The organism is uncultured Moraxella sp. (genome assembly GCF_945873075.1).
Taxonomy (GTDB): domain Bacteria; phylum Pseudomonadota; class Gammaproteobacteria; order Pseudomonadales; family Moraxellaceae; genus Moraxella.
In genome coordinates this window covers 1-2,859 of record NZ_CAMCBS010000060.1, presented here as the reverse complement: position 1 = coordinate 2,859, position 2,859 = coordinate 1, and the positions used below count along the sequence as shown (strand labels likewise).

At 44.9% G+C, this 2,859-nt stretch carries 4 protein-coding genes; 3 read left to right on the top strand and 1 reads right to left on the bottom strand.

Features of this window, described 5'->3' with window-relative positions; all coding sequences use genetic code 11:
- Positions 1-90: 90 nt before the first annotated feature.
- Positions 91-813: a Bax inhibitor-1/YccA family protein gene (locus Q0N89_RS09830; protein WP_294035927.1), complete on the bottom strand. Its 723-nt coding sequence runs from the start codon at positions 811-813 to the stop codon at positions 91-93.
- 244 nt (positions 814-1,057) lie between these two features.
- On the opposite strand from Q0N89_RS09830, the gene Q0N89_RS09825 reads away from it, so the two are divergent.
- The 3 genes from Q0N89_RS09825 to Q0N89_RS09815 all read left to right on the top strand — a co-directional run.
- On the top strand, positions 1,058-2,032 hold the full coding sequence (locus Q0N89_RS09825; protein ID WP_294035925.1) for an NAD(+) kinase: 975 nt from the start codon (positions 1,058-1,060) through the stop codon (positions 2,030-2,032).
- A 36-nt stretch (positions 2,033-2,068) separates the two neighbouring features.
- A complete protein-coding gene (locus Q0N89_RS09820) occupies positions 2,069-2,359 on the top strand; it encodes a DUF1315 family protein (protein WP_078253378.1) in 291 nt (96 codons plus the stop codon).
- 156 nt (positions 2,360-2,515) lie between these two features.
- A partial coding sequence (locus tag Q0N89_RS09815; protein ID WP_294035922.1) for a hypothetical protein occupies positions 2,516-2,859 on the top strand: 344 nt, incomplete at its 3' end.

Genomic DNA, 2,859 nt, shown 5'->3' with positions numbered 1-2,859 from the left:
GTATTTGGTCATAAAAACACCCCAAAGGTTGTCTAACTTTTGGGGTGCGGTTCATATATTAAGCGGATTTTTTTTGGTAGCTATGATTTATCACTCATTTTGTAGATAACCAATCAAGCGCAAGAACTCAATATACATCCACACAAGCGTCGATAAAATACCGATACTAAACACCCATTCGTATTCACGACCGACACCGTATTGTACGCCTTTTTCGACATTATCAAAGTCAAGCAACAGGCTAAATGACGCAATCAAAGTCACAAACACACTAAAGCCAATCGCCACCAAGCCACCGTCAAACAGTAGCGGTAAGCTTGAGCCAAACAGTCTAAAGCCAAGCTGTACAAGGTACAAAATACCGATGGCAATGATGGCGGATGTGATGATAGAGCGGAATTTGTCCGTTACCTTAATCATGCCTGTGACATACAAGCTCAGCATCACCGCAGCGGTGATAAAGGTCGCCGACAGTGCTGACAGTGGTACGCTAGGATACATACGGTACATAATCATGCTAAATGCACCCAATAGCACACCTTCGGTCAGCGCATAAGGCACAGCAAGCGACTTGGCAAGATGTGGCTTAAATGAGCTAGCTAGACCTAGCCCCATCCCTGCAAATACAGCGACAATCGCCATCGCATACAAAATGCCTGATGACAGACCTGCTGCCAATGCATAAAAAAACACACCAAAGCCTGACACCGCTGCCAAGCTCAACAAAAATGCACTCTTGGCGACCACGCCTTTGGTACGCATGGCGACACTGCTTGTCATGAGTGTGGTGCGACTGATGATGGGATTTGCCATAAAATCAAGTTCCTTATTAAATAATTGGGTCAAATGATTAAGTCAAATAATTGAGCCAAATGATTTAAGTCAAATTATTCAAAAGTTGTTCATTGTATTGAAATCTATATATGTGTTTAACAATACAAAATACAAGGGTTTTTGTCAAGATGGTATAAAATTTATGCCCAAACCATCAGTTTTATTGTGTTGATGGGCGAATTTGGGTATCATACACCTTTAATTTGTCGCTAAGTGCAGTATCATGTCAAATTTTATTAATAATCACCCAAAACGCCCCCAATTTCGTCGTATCGGTCTGATGGGTCGAGCAGGCAAATCCAGCGTGGTTGAGACGCTCAATGAGCTGATTGGGCTACTGAACGCACGCCAACTGTCGGTGGTCATCGATACCGAGACAGCGGCGATTGATGGCATTTTGATTGATTTTGATCAGATTGATGGCGTCCGCCTAAAAATCGTGCCACGCCAAAAGATGGGCGAGCATTGCGACCTAGTCATCGTCGTTGGTGGTGATGGCTCGATGCTCCAAGCAGCATCCGTGATGGCAGGGACAGATGTGCCTGTATTGGGCATCAACCGTGGTCGATTGGGCTTTTTGGCGGATGTCAATCCTGATGAGCTGACCGAAAAAGTCGGTCAGGTGCTCGATGGGCAATATTGGTTGGTTGAGCGGTTTTTATTAAAATTTCGCATCGTCCAAAATGACGAACAAGGCAATCCAACCGATGAAGTCATCCATGAAGATGTCGCGCTCAATGACATTGTCCTACACGCAGGCAAATCGGTGCATACCATTGATTTTAAACTAAAAATCAATCAGCACGATGTCTATCGTCAGCACGCTGATGGGCTGATTGTGGCGACACCAACCGGCTCGACAGCCTATGCACTCTCGGCAGGCGGGCCGATTATCCATCCGACACTTGATGCGATTTGTCTTGTGCCGATGCATCCGCATACACTATCTAGTCGTCCGCTGGTGGTGGCAGGTAGCTGTCAGATTGCTATCAATATCCACAAGGACAACCGCACGCAGCCGATGGTGGGTGCAGACGGCAAGGCATCAGCACCGCTTGAGAATGATCAGACGCTACTGATTGCCAAGCATGACAAGACCTTACTGCTACTGCACCCTGACAGTTATAGTTTTTATGAAGCGTGTCGCACCAAGCTGAACTGGAACTTATACAGCGAAGAATTTGCCCTAGATAAATAACCCAACGACAGCCAAGCGTACATAAGGAATCCTACAATGAACAAACAAGATATCCTAGACAGCCTAACCCCTGAAATCGTCGAAAAATTCCGCACCGCCATTGAGATTGGTCGCTGGGAAAATGGCGAAAAACTCACCGACGCACAACGCACCACCTGTATGCAAGCGGTGATGGTGTGGGAACATGAGTATCTGCCCGTCACCGAACGCACAGGCTACATCCATAAGCCCAAAGATAAGCAGGGCAATACCATTGGCGAAGAGTGTGATGTCGAGCATGACCATCATTACCCAAATGCCGAGCAAGTGGTGAAGTTTAAGCACTGATGGCTGATAAGCGTTTGCAACTGTATCGTGCAAACGCTTTTTTTTGTGGGTAGGGGTGGTGATGTCATGTATCAAATTGCAAATAATCAGAGATAAATTATTAGAAAACAAATTCACCCCCCTTAAACAGTCGATCAACATGATGGGAGTATTATCATGATTTATAAATGGTTTAATCCAAGTCTAAAATATGCTGAGTACGGTGGCAAAACAGAACAAGACAACGAGCGTATATTGTGGGATAGCCCTGTGCTTGGCAAGCCATTGCCACCGCTTGAACAGTGGACTACGACAACACTTGTACAATATCTCAATGGTAGAAAAAAACTTAAAAAAGTAACGGATTGCGTGGGAGGCTCTAAGCATTTTATCAATCAAAAAGCAGTAGATGCTCTGTCGGATATCTGGGACAAACACGCAACTTTATATCCCGTGATATTAGAAGATAGACCTGATGAGCCTTATTATATGGTCGTCGTTCATACTGTGATTGATTGTAT